This window comes from Agrobacterium sp. 33MFTa1.1, from assembly GCF_004328495.1.
Classification (GTDB): Bacteria; Pseudomonadota; Alphaproteobacteria; order Rhizobiales; family Rhizobiaceae; genus Agrobacterium; species Agrobacterium pusense.
The window spans coordinates 2,370,519-2,387,706 of sequence record NZ_CP036358.1 but is presented as its reverse complement, the minus strand read 5'-3'; the positions used below and the strand labels follow the sequence as shown (position 1 = coordinate 2,387,706).

At 58.1% G+C, this 17,188-nt stretch carries 12 protein-coding genes; 4 read left to right on the top strand and 8 right to left on the bottom strand.

Annotated elements, in window-relative coordinates:
• Positions 1 to 78: 78 nt before the first annotated feature.
• Positions 79 to 4,839 carry an NAD-glutamate dehydrogenase gene (locus EYD00_RS11915; RefSeq protein ID WP_004444080.1) on the bottom strand — a complete coding sequence of 1,587 codons (4,761 nt, stop codon included), beginning with the start codon at positions 4,837 to 4,839 and terminating at the stop codon, positions 79 to 81.
• Positions 4,840 to 5,380: 541 nt separating this feature from the next.
• Here EYD00_RS11915 and EYD00_RS11910 point away from each other — a divergent pair.
• Complete coding sequence (locus tag EYD00_RS11910) at positions 5,381 to 5,950, top strand: CarD family transcriptional regulator (protein WP_004444078.1); 570 nt, start codon at positions 5,381 to 5,383, stop codon at positions 5,948 to 5,950.
• Between the two features lie 71 nt (positions 5,951 to 6,021).
• Here the strand turns inward: EYD00_RS11910 and EYD00_RS11905 are convergent, their stop codons facing one another.
• Positions 6,022 to 6,525 carry a L,D-transpeptidase family protein gene (locus tag EYD00_RS11905; RefSeq protein ID WP_064263777.1) on the bottom strand — a complete coding sequence of 168 codons (504 nt, stop codon included), beginning with the start codon at positions 6,523 to 6,525 and terminating at the stop codon, positions 6,022 to 6,024.
• A gap of 183 nt (positions 6,526 to 6,708) precedes the next feature.
• Between EYD00_RS11905 and EYD00_RS11900 the strand changes: the two genes are divergently transcribed.
• A complete protein-coding gene (locus EYD00_RS11900; RefSeq protein ID WP_004444073.1) occupies positions 6,709 to 7,392 on the top strand; it encodes a response regulator transcription factor in 684 nt (227 codons plus the stop codon).
• 122 nt (positions 7,393 to 7,514) lie between these two features.
• A complete protein-coding gene (locus EYD00_RS11895) occupies positions 7,515 to 7,970 on the top strand; it encodes a cyclic nucleotide-binding domain-containing protein (RefSeq protein WP_004444071.1) in 456 nt (151 codons plus the stop codon).
• Between the two features lie 32 nt (positions 7,971 to 8,002).
• Here EYD00_RS11895 and EYD00_RS11890 read toward each other — a convergent pair whose 3' ends face one another.
• The 6 genes from EYD00_RS11890 to tesB all read right to left on the bottom strand — a co-directional run bounded on the left by EYD00_RS11890 (position 8,003) and on the right by tesB (position 15,499).
• A complete protein-coding gene (locus EYD00_RS11890) occupies positions 8,003 to 8,806 on the bottom strand; it encodes an exodeoxyribonuclease III (RefSeq protein ID WP_004444069.1) in 804 nt (267 codons plus the stop codon).
• A gap of 160 nt (positions 8,807 to 8,966) precedes the next feature.
• Positions 8,967 to 9,692, bottom strand: coding sequence for a LolA family protein (locus EYD00_RS11885; protein ID WP_006698306.1), 726 nt, complete (start codon positions 9,690 to 9,692; stop codon positions 8,967 to 8,969).
• 47 nt (positions 9,693 to 9,739) lie between these two features.
• Entirely contained in the window at positions 9,740 to 12,403 is a 2,664-nt protein-coding gene (locus tag EYD00_RS11880) for a DNA translocase FtsK (protein WP_004444062.1), read from the bottom strand.
• 273 nt (positions 12,404 to 12,676) lie between these two features.
• Positions 12,677 to 14,023 (bottom strand): ammonium transporter, encoded by a 1,347-nt coding sequence (locus EYD00_RS11875; protein ID WP_004444059.1) that lies wholly within the window; start codon positions 14,021 to 14,023, stop codon positions 12,677 to 12,679.
• 29 nt (positions 14,024 to 14,052) lie between these two features.
• Positions 14,053 to 14,403 carry a P-II family nitrogen regulator gene (locus EYD00_RS11870; protein WP_004444057.1) on the bottom strand — a complete coding sequence of 117 codons (351 nt, stop codon included), beginning with the start codon at positions 14,401 to 14,403 and terminating at the stop codon, positions 14,053 to 14,055.
• 211 nt (positions 14,404 to 14,614) lie between these two features.
• Entirely contained in the window at positions 14,615 to 15,499 is an 885-nt protein-coding gene (tesB, locus tag EYD00_RS11865; RefSeq protein ID WP_004444049.1) for an acyl-CoA thioesterase II, read from the bottom strand.
• 86 nt (positions 15,500 to 15,585) lie between these two features.
• Here tesB and EYD00_RS11860 point away from each other — a divergent pair, with 86 nt between their 5' ends.
• Positions 15,586 to 16,800 carry a ubiquinone biosynthesis hydroxylase gene (locus EYD00_RS11860; protein WP_004444046.1) on the top strand — a complete coding sequence of 405 codons (1,215 nt, stop codon included), beginning with the start codon at positions 15,586 to 15,588 and terminating at the stop codon, positions 16,798 to 16,800.
• Positions 16,801 to 17,188 lie beyond the last annotated feature (388 nt).

Here is a 17,188-nt window from a genome sequence, read left to right as displayed (position 1 = left end):
TACGGCGCGATGCCGGTGCATCGTCTTGTCTGGCGCCATCCGGGTGGTGACCCGGATGGCGTTTTTAAAGGCGGCCAATCAGCGTGCCTGAACGATATCGCCAAGCAGGCCCGCCGCCACGGTGAGCCGCGCGAGGTTTGTATCGCCGCTCTCGCTGAGTGCGCCGAGTTCGGAGACGATACGATTGACCCGCACGCGATCCGCCGCATACCAGGCCTGAACCGGATCCTTTTCCCTGGCATATTCTGTCAGGGCGGAGATAACGATCCGGCGTCTCGATGAGGAAATCTGGTCCTGGCTGCGCAGGAGAGCCAGGCTCTCGTAGTGATCCGCCGGTGTGATGCGCTGGCTGGCATCCAGCAGGCGCGCGACACGGAAGGTCGAGGAGACGGTGGCGTAGCTTTCAGCGGCGCGCGCGAGCGTTGTGCCCGCACTCTCGGCGATGCGCATGATTTCAGGCACATAGACGAGCAGCGAGAGCGTATCGAGTTCCTCCAGAAGAGCGGAAGGAACCCCGTCGATTTCCGTGATGCCGAGTTCGCGGCGATATTTCGCCGCTGCCGGTGACAGCGTCTTGATCGCGGTTTTCAGGCGCTCGATTTCCGTCGCCATGTCGCCCGGGGTCGCACCCGCGCTCCGGGTTTGCAGATAGAGCCTGCTCGCATCCGTGAAGATACGCGTGATCGTGGCATAAAGCCCATTCTGAACTTCGCCCCCGATCTGGCCGTCAAGCGCATCGACCTCGCTCCACAGTCGTTTGAGACCGAAGCCATCTTCAACGATTACCGCTGCCTTGACGACATCGGCCGCAAGCAGACCACTTGCATCGGCAAGTTTCTGCACGAAGCCGGGGCCGCCGCGATTGACCACGGCATTGGCAAGTGCGGTCGCGACGATTTCGCGATGCAGGCGATGCGATTTGATATCATCGGCATAGTTCTTCTGCATCTTGGCCGGAAAATAATCGACCAGCAGATGCTGGAGATAGGGTTCGTCGGGAAGCGTGCTTGCCACCAGTGCATCAAATAAAGTGAGCTTGGCATAGGACAAGAGCACCCCGATCTCCGGCCGGGTCAGCGGTTTGCCGGTGGCGTATCTCTCGCTGAACTCGGCATTGTTGGGCAGGGTTTCGACCTTGCGGTTCAACTGCCCGGTTGCCTCCAGTGCGCTCATCAGGCGGCCGAGTTCTTCCCGGTTTGAAAGGCCCAGCCGCTCGGTCAGCGAGATCGCCAGCGATTGCAGATAGTTGTTGCGCAATACCAGCTGCGCCACCTCAGGCGTCATGGAGGCGAGAAGCTGGTTACGCTTCGGCATCGTCAGGCGACCGCTATTGACGGCGGAGGCGAGTGCGATCTTGATATTGACCTCGACGTCGGAGGAGTTCACGCCTGCCGAGTTGTCGATGGCGTCGGAATTGCAGCGCCCGCCCGAAAGCGCATAGGCGATGCGCCCCTTCTGGGTGATACCGAGATTGGCGCCTTCGCCGATGACCTTGGCGCGCACCTCCGTGGCGTTGACGCGGATGGGGTCGTTTGCCCTGTCGCCCACCTCGGCATTCGTTTCCACCGCCGCCTTGATGTAGGTGCCGATGCCGCCGAACCAGAGGAGATCGGCCGGGGCCTTCAGGATGGCGGTCATGATTTCGAACGGTGTGGCGACTGATTTGTCGATGCCGATGGCCGCCACAGCTTCCGGAGTCAGCGTCACCGATTTTTCTGAGCGCGAAATGATCATCGCGCCGGCAGAGAGAGCCGAACGGTCATAATCCTGCCAGCTGGAACGTGGCAATTCGAACAGCCGCCTGCGCTCGGCGAAGGATTTGTCGGTATCGGGATCCGGATCAATGAAGATATCGCGGTGGTCGAAGGCGGCGATAAGCCTGATCTTCTCCGACAGCAGCATGCCGTTACCGAAGACGTCGCCGGACATATCGCCCACACCCGCCACCGTGAAGGGTGTGGTCTGGATGTCGGTGTTCATCTCCCGGAAATGGCGCTTCACCGTCTCCCATGCGCCACGCGCGGTGATGCCCATCTTCTTGTGGTCGTAACCGGCCGAACCGCCCGATGCGAAAGCATCGTCCAGCCAGAAGCCGGCTTCATGGGCAAGGCCGTTTGCCGTATCGGAGAAGGTGGCCGTTCCCTTGTCGGCGGCGACGACGAAATAGGGGTCGTCACCATCGAGCCGCAATGTGTCAGCCGGCGGCACGATGGCGTCGTCGACAATATTATCGGTGATGGACAGCAGTGTGCGGATATAGGTCTTATAGGCCTCGCGGCCGGCATTGAAGACCTCGTCGCGGGAGCCGCCGGCGGGCAGGTTCTTGGGGAAGAAACCGCCCTTGGCGCCGACGGGCACGATGACCGCGTTCTTCACCTGCTGCGCCTTGACAAGACCGAGCACCTCCGTGCGGTAATCCTGGCCGCGATCCGACCAGCGCAGACCACCGCGTGCAACCTTGCCGAAACGCAGATGCACGCCTTCGACCTCGGTTCCGTAAACGAAGATTTCGCGGAAGGGGCGCGGATCGGGCAGGCCGTCCAGATGTTTGGGATCGAATTTGAATGCCAGAATGTCACGCGGCGTGCCGTCGGCATTTTTCTGGAAGTAATTGGTGCGCAGGGTTGCATCGATGGCGTTGACGTAACGCCGGAGGGTGCGGTCCTCATCGAGATTGGGAACGCCGCTCAGGGCTGCTTCGATTGCCTTATGAATTTCCGCGAGTTTCTTCAGCCGCTTCTTCTCTTCGATGGATGGATCGAAGCCGGCCTTGAACAGCGCGAAAATATTCCTGGAGATGTCAGGATATTTATAGAGCGTTTCGGAGATATGTTCCTGCGAATAGACGATTCCGGTCTGGCGCAGGTACCGTGCGTAGGCGCGCAGCACCGAGACTTCGCGCACCGTGAGACCGCAGGCAAGGATCAGGCGGTTGAAGTTGTCATTGTCCACCTTTCCTGAAAAAGCAGCAAGGAAAGCTTCTTCGAGTTTCTGTCCGTAATGCGGCAGGTCGAGTGTCGTGCTGGCCGCGACCGACAGTTCCATGTCGTGCAGCACGATGTCGTGCTTTTCGCCATCCGCCACGACGCCGATATCGAAAGTGCGCTCGCTGATGACATTAAAACCAAGATTTTCGAGCAGCGGAACACGTCGTGAAAGCGGAAGATGGCCTTCGCGGTGGAAAATCTTCAGGGATAGCGTTCCCGCCGGCTGGCCTTCCTGCTGATAGAATTCAATGCGGACCGGGTCGCCTTTCACGGCGGCCAGAATATCAGGCATGTCGCCGATCGCCTCTTCGGGCGTGAAAGCTTCCTGATAGGCCTGATCCACTTCCAGCACCGGTGCGCCCGGTTCGGACAGGGAGACGAAGTGATCTATCCAGCGTGCCGCAATATCGCTGACGGCATCTTCGAGCTTGTCCTGGGCGATGCGGGGCGTCTTGCCTTCCGTGCGGCCAACAATGAAATGGACGCGGGCAACGGCGCCTTCGGGGAAGGCGGGATAATAGGCGGAGATATGCCCGTCATAGACCCTGCTCAGATAATCGCCGATCTTCTCGCGCACATAGGAATTATACTCCTCGCGCGGAACGAAGATGATGGCCGAAACGAAGCGGTCGAAACGGTCTATACGTGCGAGCACGCGCACACGCGGACGGTCGCTGAGCTCCATGATCTGCTCGATGAAGCGGATCAGAAGGTCGGTTTCGATCTGGAAAAGATCGTCACGCGGATAGGCTTCCAGCGTGTTCTGCAGGATGCGGCCCGAATGGCTGTTTGGATCGAAGCCGAAATGCCGCTCGACTTCCGCGACCTTGGCGCGCAGCAAGGGAATTTGCTTGACCGAACGCGTATAAGCAGTTGCAGTGAAAAGGCCGACGATGCGCAGCTCACCAACGACATTGCCGTCCTCGTCGAAGCGCTTGATACCGATATAGTCCATATAGGCGCGACGATGCACGATGGACTTCACATTAGCCTTGGTAACGATGAGGAAATCCGGGCCATCGAGGAAGGCAAGGATTTCCGGTGTCGTCGTCACGGCATTCTTGCCGAGGCGCAGCACGCGGACATCCGGGTCGCTGAGGCTGCCGAGGCCGACGCCGTCACCGCGCTCGATCTTCGCGTTCTTCCCCTTGCCGGAATAGGTGTAGTCACGCATGCCTAGGAAGGTGAAATTGTCGTTGCGAAGCCAGTTGAGGAATTCGACCGCCTCCGTCCGTTCGGCCTTGCGCCGCGACGAGCCGCGTTTCGACAGTTCATCCAACGCCTCGTCTAGCTTCGCCAGCATGGGCCGCCAGTCGCGATAGGCCGATTCCACCTGCTTCAGAACGAAGCGAAGCCGCTCTTCCAGAGCCGAGGCTCCCTGCTGCGAAAGCGGTGCTATGTGCAGCTGGATAAGACTTATATTGCCGGCCGGATCATCATCGGGCTCGGCAAGGCGGTAACCACCCTTCGCATCATCGTCTCGGACGAGGATCGGGTGCACGGCAAGATAAAGACCACGATAACTGCTGGTGACTTCGCCCATAACAGAATCGTAGAGGAAGGGCATGTTGCGGCCGATAATGGTCAGAACCGTTACCGGCACGTCCCGCGGGGAAACACCCTCGACTTGGGAAATGCTGATATGAGGGGTGTCCCCGGTCCATCGCGAAAGCGCCTGGAAACTGTGGGCGGCACTCGCCGCCAGCATCTCGGCGGAATAATATTCTATATCGTCGACACTTGCCCTTCCATAAAGAATACCAGGATCAAGAAATTCGACATTTTCGGCAATTGCCTGCTGGCGCGCTTTTTCGATCTGTTTTTCGCGTTTTGGATTGTTTCTGTAGCCCATTTGACGTGGATTCCTCCAAAAATCACACTTTAATATAAAAAAGCATCGCCAATTTGCGGATTTTGCCTTTTCAGTCGAATCGGATATTGGCGTGGAATTACGAAGAGTTTAAGAGGCTATCGTGTTTCTTCAGGCGGTAAGTGAAATTTTTTTGCTTCTTTTCTCGCGAGGCTCAGTTTAGAAGCATACGACAGTATTTTTGCGGCTAATTTTTAAGCGGTTCTTGAGCCGCAATGTGATGTTGCGGCCACGGTTGAAGCAAATTATTGATTTGCGCCTATTTTTGTGGTACACCAACAACACTGATCCACAGCGCGGCATTTGTGTGCCCAAAAACACCACGAAAGCAACACCTCTTTTGCACGCGGTTTCCGTGACATATCGAGCGTTTACGTTATCGAACCCCGCGAGGCGGGAAGGTGTATTTTTGCGTGCACGGCTGGACCAGTGCGGAATCACCTGACGGTTCCCCCGTCTCATCAGGGCCTGACCGACCCAACCCCGGCATCCCCGGGTATGTAACAGGGAGTTTTTAGAACGAATGACGACCCAGCAGAAGAAATCTCCAGCACATCACGGCTTTAAAACCGGTGAAGCGATTGTGTATCCCGCTCATGGTGTCGGTACCATTTCTGCCATCGAGGAACAAGAAGTCGCCGGCATGAAGCTTGAGCTTTTTGTCATTGATTTCGAAAAAGACAAGATGCGTCTTAAAGTTCCCGTCGCCAAAGCCGTCAGCATCGGCATGCGCAAGCTTTCCGAAGGCGATTTTGTCGAGCGGGCGCTGAAAGTGGTGCAGGGCAAGGCACGTGTGAAGCGTACCATGTGGTCGCGCCGTGCGCAGGAATATGATGCGAAGATCAACTCCGGCGATCTCATCGCGATCGCGGAAGTCGTTCGCGATCTCTACCGCGCGGAAAACCAGCCTGAGCAGTCCTATTCCGAGCGCCAGCTTTACGAAGCCGCTCTCGACCGCATGGCGCGCGAAATCGCCGCTGTCAACAAGATGTCCGAAACCGAGGCTGTTCGCCTGGTGGAAGTCAACCTTGCCAAGGGCCCCAAGCGCGGCAAGGCTGTCGAAGAAGACGATTCTCAGGACGAAGCCGCGTAATCGCCGGCCTCTTCCTTCTAAAAAAACCCGCCTTTATGGCGGGTTTTTTGTTGTCCAAGTGCCGGCTTAATTCACAAGATGCGGATTTTCGTGCCTTCGCGCAGATGCGGCAGGACGCGCCGCATGTCGCGGGGATGCAGTGCGACGCAACCTGCTGTCGGTTCATATCCCGGCCGAATAATATGCATGAAAATTGCCGAGCCGCGGTTGCGGCTTCTTGAGGTGACGTTCCAGTCCAGCACGAGACAGACATCGTAAAGGCCATCTGTGCGCATCATGTCCTCGTGGCTCGGCGCGAAAGGTGCCTTGACCAGCCTGTTATAATTGGGGTTGCCGGGCTCATCACACCACAGCATCGATTTCCGCGTGCGTTGCATCGGCAGGGCAGTCGTGATGGCGGACATGCGGTCGCCGCGATAAAAGCCATGCAGCAGGCGGGTCACGGAAATCGGCGACTTTCCGTCACCTTCCCGTTTTCGTGCAGTCCGGCCATTGCGCCCGATGGCAGCCGGAAATGTGAGATGGCCGAGCTGAACGATGGCCCGGTTGATTTTCAAAGGAGCTGGCCGAACCATGAGCGTTGATGCGCGTTTACGTTGTTCTACGGGACGTTTGCTCATGTTTTTCACGAGATTTTGCTTTGCAGGTTATTTAACGTGAAGTCATAGCACTTCATCATGTGATGGCAATGGGTTGACCTTTTACCGGCAAACCGCTGAATTGGCTGACGATTAAAGTAAGAAAGGCTGAGAATCCGAATGACGGCTCGCACTATCCTTCTCGTGGACGATGACGACGATCTTCGGGAGACGCTGACCGAGCAATTGTCTCCCTATGAGGAATTCTCGCTGTTGAGCGGGGCAAACGCCGCACAGGCGATGCAGACCGCCAAAACTTCGCAGGTCGATCTACTCATCATGGATGTCGGCCTTCCCGACATGGATGGCCGCGAAGCCGTGAAGCTTTTGCGCAAGGGCGGCTTCAAGGCGCCCATCATCATGCTCACGGGTCACGATACGGATTCCGACACGATCCTCGGCCTTGAGGCTGGCGCCAATGACTATGTGACAAAGCCTTTCCGCTTCGCCGTGCTTCTCGCGCGCATCCGGGCCCAGTTGCGTCAATATGAACAGAGCGAGGATGCGGTCTTCACCGTTGGTCCTTATCAGTTCAAGCCCAGTCAGAAGCTCCTGACGACCGAAGACGGCAAGAAAATCCGGCTGACGGAAAAAGAGGCCGCGATCATTCGTTATCTCTACCGGGCAGGCAGCACGGTCGTGACGCGTGACGTCCTGCTGGAAGAGGTCTGGGGTTACAATTCCGGGGTCACGACACACACGCTCGAAACGCACGTTTATCGCCTGCGTCAGAAGATAGAGCGGGATCCTTCCAATGCGGAGATTCTCGTAACCGAGAACGGTGGTTACAAGATCGTCCCCTGACATGCCCCCCCGGGGAAGTCCCCCCCGAGTTGTTGAGCATTGCTCTAGCACCTTGTGTTTTGAAGGCCGATATTGGAAAACCGCTATAGCAATGCAGGCGGTTTTCCGGAGTAACAATCGACATGGCCTTGACCGACGATATCATGCTGCTGGGGCAAGTGCCGTTGTTTGCGGGCTTCAGTGATGATCAGCTGCGGCTCATCGCCTTCGGCGCAGAGCGCCGGCGTGTCGCGGCGGGACAGACCTTGTTTCGCGAACACTCCCCCGCCGAATGCGCCTTTGCGGTGACGTCAGGTCATTTCGAGCTTTTTTCAGCCGGACGGGACGGCAAGCCCGTGCTGCAGGCTACGCCCGGAAAGGGCGCCCTGCTTTCGGAACTTGCGCTTTTTACCCTTTGCGAAAGAAAATTTACTGCCGTGGCTGCGGAAGATTCCGAAGTCATCCGGATAACGCGCATTCTCTTTCACCGCCTGGTGGAAGAGTTTCCTGAGGTCGCCGACATCGTTTCGGCGCGCATTCGCGACAATATCGCGTCTCTGGCCGCCGGTGCGGCCCGTTTGCAGAACCGCTTCATGTGACCGCGCGCCAGATCACCGCGTCCGGCATTGGTTCAAAACCGGAAATGGGCGGTGACTGGAACGTGATCGGATGGTCGGTTCCAGCCGCGGGCTTCCCGCAATATCTCGATCCTGTCAAGCGACGGGCCGAGATCCTGAGACGACCAGATGTGATCGAGGCGGCGGCCGCGATCAGCCGCTTCCCAGTCCTTGGCGCGGTAACTCCACCACGTATAGATTTTTTCCGTTGCCGGCACATTCAGCCGCATCAGATCAAGCCAGTTGCCCTTCTTCATGATGTCCAGCATACCCTCGGTTTCCACCGGCGTGTGGCTGACGATCTTGAGAAGCTGCTTGTGCGACCAGACATCGTTCTCGAGCGGCGCTATATTGAGGTCGCCGACGAGGATGGAAGAAGTGCCCGGCACGCCATCGGCACGCAATGCCTTCATTTCCTCAATGAAATCCAGCTTGTGGCCGAATTTCGGATTGATTGAGCGATCGGGTTCGTCGCCGCCTGCCGGAACATAAAAATTATGGAGCCGGATGCGGCGCGATCCCACCTGGACAATCGCGGAAATATGGCGCGCGTCGCCAATTCCGCAGTAATCCTGCCGATGATCTTCCGTCAGCGGGATTTTCGAGGCGATGGCGACACCATGATAGCCCTTCTGGCCGTGAATGATCACGTGCTCGTAACCCAGCGCCTTCAACGGCTTCATCGGAAACTCGCCATTCGGGCATTTCGTTTCCTGCAGGCAAAGAATGTCGGGTTTGTAACGTACCAGAAACTGCTCAACGATCGGCATTCTGAGCCTGACCGAGTTGATGTTCCAGGTGGTTATCGAAAACGACATGCATGTGCTCCGCTTTTACTGCCGCGAGCCGCTTGGCCCAGGACATGTTTCCGGGGCGCAGGCTTATAACATCGTGACGAAAACGGGAATGTATTTTAGCGGTAAAATGAAAAAGGCGGCCTGAGAGCCGCCTTCACACAGCATACATCGACAGGGAGCGTCAGCCGCGCTTGCGTACTTCTTCATAATTGATGTTGAAGACGCGTTCATCGAGGTTCACGCCGGTCTGAACGTTGAAGATCATGACGGTCGTGTCCTTGTTCTGGGCGTCCGTCGTGGTCCATTGCCGCAGATCGAACGTCTTCGGGTCGAACATCAGCGTGATGGTGGAATCGCCAAACACGCTCTTGTCACCGAGGACGATGGTGGTCAGGTCAGATTCTTCCTTCACATCCCGGACCTTCTGGTTGCTGAGATCGATCTTGTCGGAGAGAAGCAGGCTGAGCGGAGTCTTCGACAGTGGATAAAGATCCCATGTCTTCAGCTTCATATTGCCGATGACGACATTCTTGCCGTCGGAGATGACGCGCATCGGCGAGGGGTCTTCATAATTGAAGCGGAGCTTGCCTGGCCGTTCGATGTAGAACTTGCCGCCGGTCTGTTCCCCGCGCGGGCCGAACTGCACGAATTCACCCATCATGGTTTTTACCGACGAAAAGTGGTTCGCGATCTTCTGTGCCGTTGCGGTATTGCCGGCTGCCTGGGCAAAGGCGTCGAGCGGCGAGATGCCAGCGATCACGGCAGCCATGGAAAATGCCGTCAGCACCCCACGCCGCGTCACGCCATTTTGCGCTGCGCTTGCATTGGCCGTTTCGCCGGTGGTCAGGTCGTTCATTCTGTTCTCCTTCATCGCAGCGATTGTCCGCGAAAAACGCGGCGGCTTCATGACGTGAAAGCGTGTAATAACGCTTCTCGACGCCGCTTGGTTGCGGATTATCGCTCGATGATATCTGCTTCCGTGGGAACGAGGATTTCGCGTTTTCCGGCGTGGTTGGCGGGGCCGATAATGCCTTCCTGCTCCATGCGTTCGATCAGCGATGCCGCGCGGTTGTAACCGATGCCGAGACGACGCTGCACATAGGATGTGGAGGCTTTGCCATCGCGAAGTACGACGGCCACGGCCTGATCGTAGGGGTCCTCGGAATCCGAGAAGCTGGCGCCGCCGGCCGGGCTTGCGCCAGCGCCGTCCTCGTCTTCTTCTTCGGTAATCTCTTCGAGATACTCAGGCGACCCTTGTGTCTTCAGATAGGAAACGATCTCTTCCACTTCATTGTCGGAAACGAAGGGCCCGTGCACACGCTGGATGCGTCCGCCGCCCGCCATGTAAAGCATATCACCCATGCCGAGCAGCTGTTCGGCGCCCTGCTCTCCAAGGATCGTGCGGCTGTCGATCTTCGAGGTGACCTGGAATGAGATGCGTGTCGGGAAGTTGGCCTTGATCGTGCCGGTGATGACGTCGACCGAAGGACGCTGGGTGGCCATGATGACATGGATGCCGGCAGCACGCGCCATCTGCGCCAAACGCTGCACCGCGCCTTCGATATCCTTGCCGGCCACCATCATCAGGTCGGCCATCTCGTCGATGATGACGACGATATAGGGCAGGGGCTTCAGATCGAACTCTTCCGTTTCGTAGATTGCCTCGCCGGTCTGGCGGTCGAAACCGGTCTGCACCGTGCGGGTGAGGATTTCGCCCTTGTCGAGCGCCTGCTGCACGCGGCTGTTGAAGCCGTCGATATTGCGCACGCCGATCTTGGACATCTTCTTGTAGCGTTCCTCCATCTCGCGCACCGTCCATTTGAGCGCGACGACCGCCTTTTTCGGATCCGTGACGACGGGAGAAAGCAGGTGCGGAATGCCGTCATAGATCGACAGTTCCAGCATTTTCGGGTCGATCATGATCAGGCGGCACTGTTCCGGTGACATGCGGTAAAGCAGCGACAGGATCATGGTGTTGATGGCAACGGACTTGCCCGAACCGGTGGTGCCTGCAACGAGCAGGTGCGGCATCTTGGCGAGATCGGCGATGACGGGTTCGCCGCCGATGGTCTTGCCGAGCGCCATGGCAAGCTTGGCTTTGCTGTTTTCGAAATCGCGGCTGCCGATCAGTTCGCGCAGGAACACGGTTTCGCGGGTCTGGTTCGGCAGTTCGATGCCGATGGCATTGCGGCCGGGAACAACGGCCACGCGGGCGGCGATCGCGCTCATGGAGCGGGCGATATCATCCGCGAGGCCGATGACACGCGACGATTTGATGCCGGGGGCCGGTTCCAGCTCGTAAAGTGTGACGACCGGGCCGGGGCGGACATGAATGATTTCACCCTTGACGCCGAAGTCTTCAAGAACCCCCTCGAGAAGACGGGCGTTCTGCTCGAGCACCTCTTCGCTTAGCGTATTGTCGCGAACAATGTTCTTGGGCTCCGCCAGAAGATGAACGGTAGGAAGCTGGAAACCGTCTGCGGCGATGAAAGAGGCCTGTGCTTCGCGTGCCACACGCTCACTGGGCTTCGGGCGTGCCGAAGGAGCGGTTATTTTCGTCTGTCCGCGTCCCGGCGCCTGTCGGGCAGTGAATTTCTGGTCGATGTCGTCATCGGAAAGGATGCCACTTGGCAGGCGGGCCTCGTCAGTACCGAAGGACGGCTCGCCGTCCCCATCGTCTTCATGACTGGGCGCGATGGAGGGAGGAGACATCTGGCGACGCGATGCAGTTCGTTCTTCGAAAGAGGGTTCCGCGCGCTGGTCGAGACGGTTGATCGCCGTCTTGAGGCGCGACGGCTCGTTTAGCGTGCCGAATTCATACTCGTTGAAATCATAGGGATGTTCGAATTCGTCATGCAGCGATTTCGACTTCAGGCCGAACAGGCGACGAAAACGGGCCTGGGTGATGTACCAGTAGTGCGTCAGTGCGCCGAAGGCGAGAATATTGGCGAAGAAACCCTCGCCATCATCCTCGTCGTCCTCTTCCGCCTCGCGGACGGCGCGGGCCTTGCTGACGGCCGGTCCGGGTTCTTCACGCTCCAGTTCATCGTCCAGACCGCCGACAATGCCGGCGGCAAACAGCATGAGCCAGGTAGCCGGCGCGGCGAATATTACCCCAAGTATCGTCGCAACGGTGCCCGTGGGATAAGCGCCGATGAATAGGGCGGGAAAACGAAGGATCATGTCGCCGATCACGCCGCCGATACCGTTCGGCAGCGGCCAGGTGACGGGAGCCGGAAAGCAGCCGAGGGACGCAGCGCAGACGATCGCGCCCGCGATCCAGGCCACGAGGCGGGCGGGTATGCGCTGCAGCTTGCGGCCGGCGATCAGGGCGATCGCCCATGCAATGACCGGCAGCAGGGAAATGATGGCCGAAAGCCCGAGGAACTGCATAACGATATCCGCGAAGATCGCGCCGCCGTAGCCCAGGAGATTGGTTGGTTGGTTTCCTGTGGCATAGGACAGGCTCGGATCCGCCACATTCCACGTCGCGAGCGCGGCGATACCGAGTGCAATCGTGGCAAGCAGAGCGAAACCGGCCAGAGCCATAATCTGCCGCACGAAAAACGCCGTCAGCACAAAACGTGTGTGACGACCATCGAATGTCGGAGAATGCATTCTGCCCATGTCCCTGAACCCGTCATTTTTTGGTTTCGGCGAGATCCGGCACACGGCCTGATCCCGGATTGACAGGGAAAACTAACCGCCAGCTGGTTAATGTCGTGTTAACCATGCGGTTTTTTGAGGATGCCAGAGCGTTTTAGGGTGAGCGTTTGAGCGGATTTCAGCTTTGAAGCGGTTGCGCAACGGCAGATTGGCGGCAAAGAAAAAGGCCCGTCGAAACGGGCCTTTCTTTTGGGAATGGGGATGGAGAACCCCATTTTCCCGGTATCAGGAGTGGTAAGCGGCTTCGCCGTGGGTGGCGAGGTCCAGACCTTCGCGCTCGGCTTCGACCGGGACGCGGAGCCCGACGATCACATCGACGATCTTGTAAAGGATTGCAGAGACGATGGCGCACCAGACAATGGTGATGGCGACGGCCACGAACTGCGTCCAGAGCTGCGAGGCGATGGAGAATTCGGGCTTGCCGGTGCCGCCGAGTAGCGGCGAGGTGAAGATGCCGGTGCCGAGTGCGCCGATGATGCCGCCGATGCCGTGAACGCCGAAGACGTCAGCGGTATCGTCGTAACCGAACTTGTTCTTCACCACGGAGACGAAGAAGTAGCAGATCGGCGAGACGATGAGGCCGAGAACGATGGCACCCATCGGGCCAACCGAGCCTGCAGCAGGTGTGACGGCAACGAGGCCGGCGATCATGCCCGACGCGGCGCCCAGCATGGATGCCTTGCCACGGGTGAAGCTTTCAACCAGCGACCAGGAAACAATGGCGGCTGCGGTTGCGAGGAAGGTGTTCATGGTTGCGAGAACCGCACCACCCGATGCTTCGAGGTTGGAGCCGGCGTTGAAGCCGAACCAGCCGAACCACAGCATGGCTGCACCGACGAGTGTCAGTGTCATGGAGTGAGGAGCCATCATGTCCTTGCCGAAGCCGGTGCGCTTGCCGACCATGATCGCGCCGATCAGGCCTGCGATACCGGCATTGATGTGGACGACCGTGCCGCCGGCGAAGTCGAGAGCGCCCATGCCGAAGATCAGGCCGTTTGCGTCCCAGACCATATGGGCGACCGGGAAATACACGAAGGTGGCCCACAGGATGGTGAAGAGGATGACGGCGGAGAACTTCACGCGTTCCGCGAAGGCACCGATGATCAGCGCCGGGGTGATGGCCGCAAAGGTCATCTGGAAGGCGATGAAGGTATATTCGTAGATCACGACGCCCTGCGAGAAGGTTGCCGAGGTGCTGTCAAGCGAAACGCCCGACAGGAAAAGCTTGCCGAAGCCGCCGAAATAAGGGCCGGTGCCGCCGCCGAAGGCGAAAGAGTAACCGTAGATGACCCAGATGAGCATCATGACGGCGGTGATGACCGTGCACTGCATGAGAACGGAGAGCATGTTCTTCGTGCGGACAAGACCGCCGTAAAACAGCGCCAGGCCCGGAAGGATCATGAAGAGCACGAGGATGGTGGCGACATACATGAAGGCTGTGTCGGCCTTTTCCGGAACAGGCGCTGCGGCTGCGGCCGGCGCTGCATCCTGGGCAAAGGCGATGGCCGGGGCCATCAGGGCCGTCGCTGTTGCGCCCAGCTTGCCGAGCGTCAAAAACTTGTTGAGTTGCATAGCTAGAAAACTCCCCTGTCAGCCGTGCTTCAAAGCGCTTCTGTGTTGGTTTCGCCGGTACGGATGCGCACGGCCTGTTCAATTGAGTAAACGAAGATCTTGCCGTCGCCGATCTGCCCGGTCTTTGCCGCAGATGCGATCGCTTCGACGGCCTTGTCCACGACGTCGGATGGAACAGCGATCTCGATCTTTAGCTTGGGAAGGAAGCTCACCGCATATTCCGTGCCGCGATAAATCTCGGTATGTCCCTTCTGGCGCCCGTAACCCTTTACTTCGGTCACGGTCAGGCCCTGGATGCCGACGCCGGTGAGTGCTTCACGCACTTCATCCAGCTTGAACGGCTTGATAATGGCCATCACAATTTTCATCTGGTTTCCCATCCTTTGTTTGTCCTCGGCACGGAGCCGACTCTCCTGCCGCTGGCAGATCAGTAACAGCGACTGCGGACATACATTCAAAGGGCGTGCCAGTTTTGAGTGTGTAACTAACTTATTGAAATGTAATGTTTATATGACGGACGTCTGAAAAAGGGGCATTTGTCGGCGAATTTTGCGTCTATAAAATGTGCGATTTTTAGAAAACGCACTTTATTTAATCATTTGCCCTTTTGCGGATCAAACCTTCCTGCGCCACGGAGGCGACCAGTTCACCCTGTCTGGTGAAAATATTGCCACGGGTCAAACCACGCGCGCCCGAGGCGCTGGGGCTGTCCTGTGTATAGAGCAGCCAGTCATCCAGCCGGCAGGGACGATGAAACCACATGGCGTGGTCTAGGCTTGCCACCTGGATCGAAGGATCGAAGATCGTCGTGCCATGGGCATAGAGCGAGGTGTCCAGCAGCGTCATGTCGGAGAGATAGGCGAGAATGGCGGATTGCAGGCGCGGATCGTCAGGTACGCTTCCAACGGCACGGACCCAGATATCCTGCTGCGGCTCCAGCTTTTCTTTTGAGATGTAGTGGGTCAGCGAGACCGGCCTGATCTCGATCGGCCGCTTGTTGCTCCAGTAGTTTCGGATCGAAGCGGGCGCCTTTGCGAGGAAAGCCGCCTGCATCTGTTCCTCGCTCATCAGTTTTTCAGGCGGCGTCACATCAGGCATCCTGATCTGATGGGTAAAACCGTCCTCGAATATCTGGAACGACGCCGACATGGAAAAAATAGCTTTGCCGTGCTGGATGGCGACCACGCGACGGGTGCAGAAACTGGCGCCATCGCGGATACGCTCGACCTGGTAGACGATGGGCACCAGCGGGTCGCCGGGACGCATGAAATAGGCGTGCAACGAATGCACGAAGCGATCGTCATCCACGGTTCTTTGCGCGGCGATCAGGGCCTGTGCAATGACCTGACCACCAAAAACCCGTTGCCAGCCGATCTGCGGGCTTTCGCCCCGGTAAAGGTTCTCTTCCAGCTTCTCAAGATCGAGCGTGGCGATGAGATTTGCCATCGGGTCTGACGATTGCAAGGGATGCGACATTTTTTCGGCCTGCTCCGGCTGTAGGAAGACGTCACATGGTCTATAGTGCGCCGATGATGCATGCACAAGATTTGAGGAGAAGCGCGATGCTGGACGTTGTGGTGGCAGGCGGCGGATATGTCGGTCTTTCCGTTGCTGTGGCAATCAAGCAGGCGGCCCCGCATCTGAATGTGCAGGTAATTGAAGCCGCTCCTGAGGATGTCTGGGCAAAGGATGTTCGCGCGTCCGCCATTATCGCAGCGGCTACCCGCATGCTCGATGTTTTCGGCATCTGGAACGAGATCGAGCCGGAAGCCCAGCCGATCCACAAGATGATCGTTACCGATTCGAAAACCGCCGATCCGGTACGTCCCGTGTTCCTGACGTTTGACGGCGCGGTGGAAGAGGGCCGGCCCTTTGCCCATATGGTTCCAAACGTCGCTTTGGTAGGCGCGTTGCGGGGCCTTTGCGCACGCCTGGGCATAGAAATCCGCCACGGCCTCAGTGTTTCCGATTTTACAGCAGGACCGCAGTCGACGGCTATTCACCTTTCCGACGGATCGACGCTCGAAGCGCGATTGCTGATTGCCTGTGATGGTGTTCGCTCGGCTCTTCGGGATATGGCTGGCATCAAGACGGTGCACTGGGCTTACGATCAGTCAGGCATCGTGACGACCGTTGAGCATGAGCGACCGCACGAAGGCTGCGCCGAGGAGCATTTCCTGCCATCCGGACCCTTCGCCATTCTGCCGTTGAAGGGAAACCGGTCTTCGCTTGTCTGGACCGAACGCACCGCCGATGCCGACAGGCTTGTGGCCGCCGACGACCTGGTGTTCGAGGAGGAGCTTGAGCGCCGGTTCGGCCACAAGCTCGGCACGATCCGCCCTGTCGGTCCCCGGCGCGCCTTTCCGCTGGGTCTCACTTTGGCACGGTCCTTCGTCGCGTCGCGTTTCGCGCTCGCCGGTGATGCGGCCCACGGTATTCACCCGATCTCGGGTCAAGGCCTCAATCTGGGTTTCAAGGATGTGGCGGCTCTGGCCGAAACCGTGGTTGAAGCTGACCGTCTCGGCCTCGACATCGGCTCCCTCAATGTTCTGGAGCGGTATCAGTCCTGGCGCCGGTTCGACACCTTGCGGATGGGGGTGACCACGGATGTGCTGAACCGGCTGTTCTCCAATGATGTCGGTCCCATTCGCATCATGCGCGATTTCGGTCTCGGCGTGGTGGATCGTTTGCCGGGTCTCAAATCCTATTTCATCGGCCAGGCCGCCGGTACCACGGATGCAAATGCGCCGCGTTTGCTCACCGGTGAGGCACTCTGATCTCGGCTTGTGGTGCTGGCTTCGGAACGGCTTTTCGGGGATTGGCGCTTGACAGCCGATTCCCGGATTTTCCGACCGGCGGTTTTACCGTAATGCCGAATCCGGCCAAGGACTTATCCGGATTCATAATCTGGTAGAGGCCGTGACTTCGCCAACCAGATATTGCGGAGAACAAAAGCTGAATCACGAGGAGTCAGCGATTCGTATTCGATTCGTTCGCAGACTGTTCCGCAGCCGAATCGATTTCATTTTCGCCGGATTCTTTTTTCTTGTTCAACTATCTGAATCGAAATGGAAAATTTCGTTGACTGGTCGCCTTGTAGCACTTTGCGGGTGAGGCCTATTGCCTTTGTCGGCAGGCGTTGCCATGTGTGGTGCGTGCGGCCCA

Coding starts and splice junctions, on each gene's coding strand:
- EYD00_RS11915 (WP_004444080.1), bottom strand. CDS start 4,839: ATGGGCTACAGAAACAATCCAAAACGCGAAAAACAGATCGAAAAAGCG.
- EYD00_RS11910 (WP_004444078.1), top strand. CDS start 5,381: ATGACGACCCAGCAGAAGAAATCTCCAGCACATCACGGCTTTAAAACC.
- EYD00_RS11905 (WP_064263777.1), bottom strand. CDS start 6,525: ATGGTTCGGCCAGCTCCTTTGAAAATCAACCGGGCCATCGTTCAGCTC.
- EYD00_RS11900 (WP_004444073.1), top strand. CDS start 6,709: ATGACGGCTCGCACTATCCTTCTCGTGGACGATGACGACGATCTTCGG.
- EYD00_RS11895 (WP_004444071.1), top strand. CDS start 7,515: ATGGCCTTGACCGACGATATCATGCTGCTGGGGCAAGTGCCGTTGTTT.
- EYD00_RS11890 (WP_004444069.1), bottom strand. CDS start 8,806: ATGTCGTTTTCGATAACCACCTGGAACATCAACTCGGTCAGGCTCAGA.
- EYD00_RS11885 (WP_006698306.1), bottom strand. CDS start 9,692: ATGAAGCCGCCGCGTTTTTCGCGGACAATCGCTGCGATGAAGGAGAAC.
- EYD00_RS11880 (WP_004444062.1), bottom strand. CDS start 12,403: ATGCATTCTCCGACATTCGATGGTCGTCACACACGTTTTGTGCTGACG.
- EYD00_RS11875 (WP_004444059.1), bottom strand. CDS start 14,023: ATGCAACTCAACAAGTTTTTGACGCTCGGCAAGCTGGGCGCAACAGCG.
- EYD00_RS11870 (WP_004444057.1), bottom strand. CDS start 14,403: ATGGGAAACCAGATGAAAATTGTGATGGCCATTATCAAGCCGTTCAAG.
- tesB (WP_004444049.1), bottom strand. CDS start 15,499: ATGTCGCATCCCTTGCAATCGTCAGACCCGATGGCAAATCTCATCGCC.
- EYD00_RS11860 (WP_004444046.1), top strand. CDS start 15,586: ATGCTGGACGTTGTGGTGGCAGGCGGCGGATATGTCGGTCTTTCCGTT.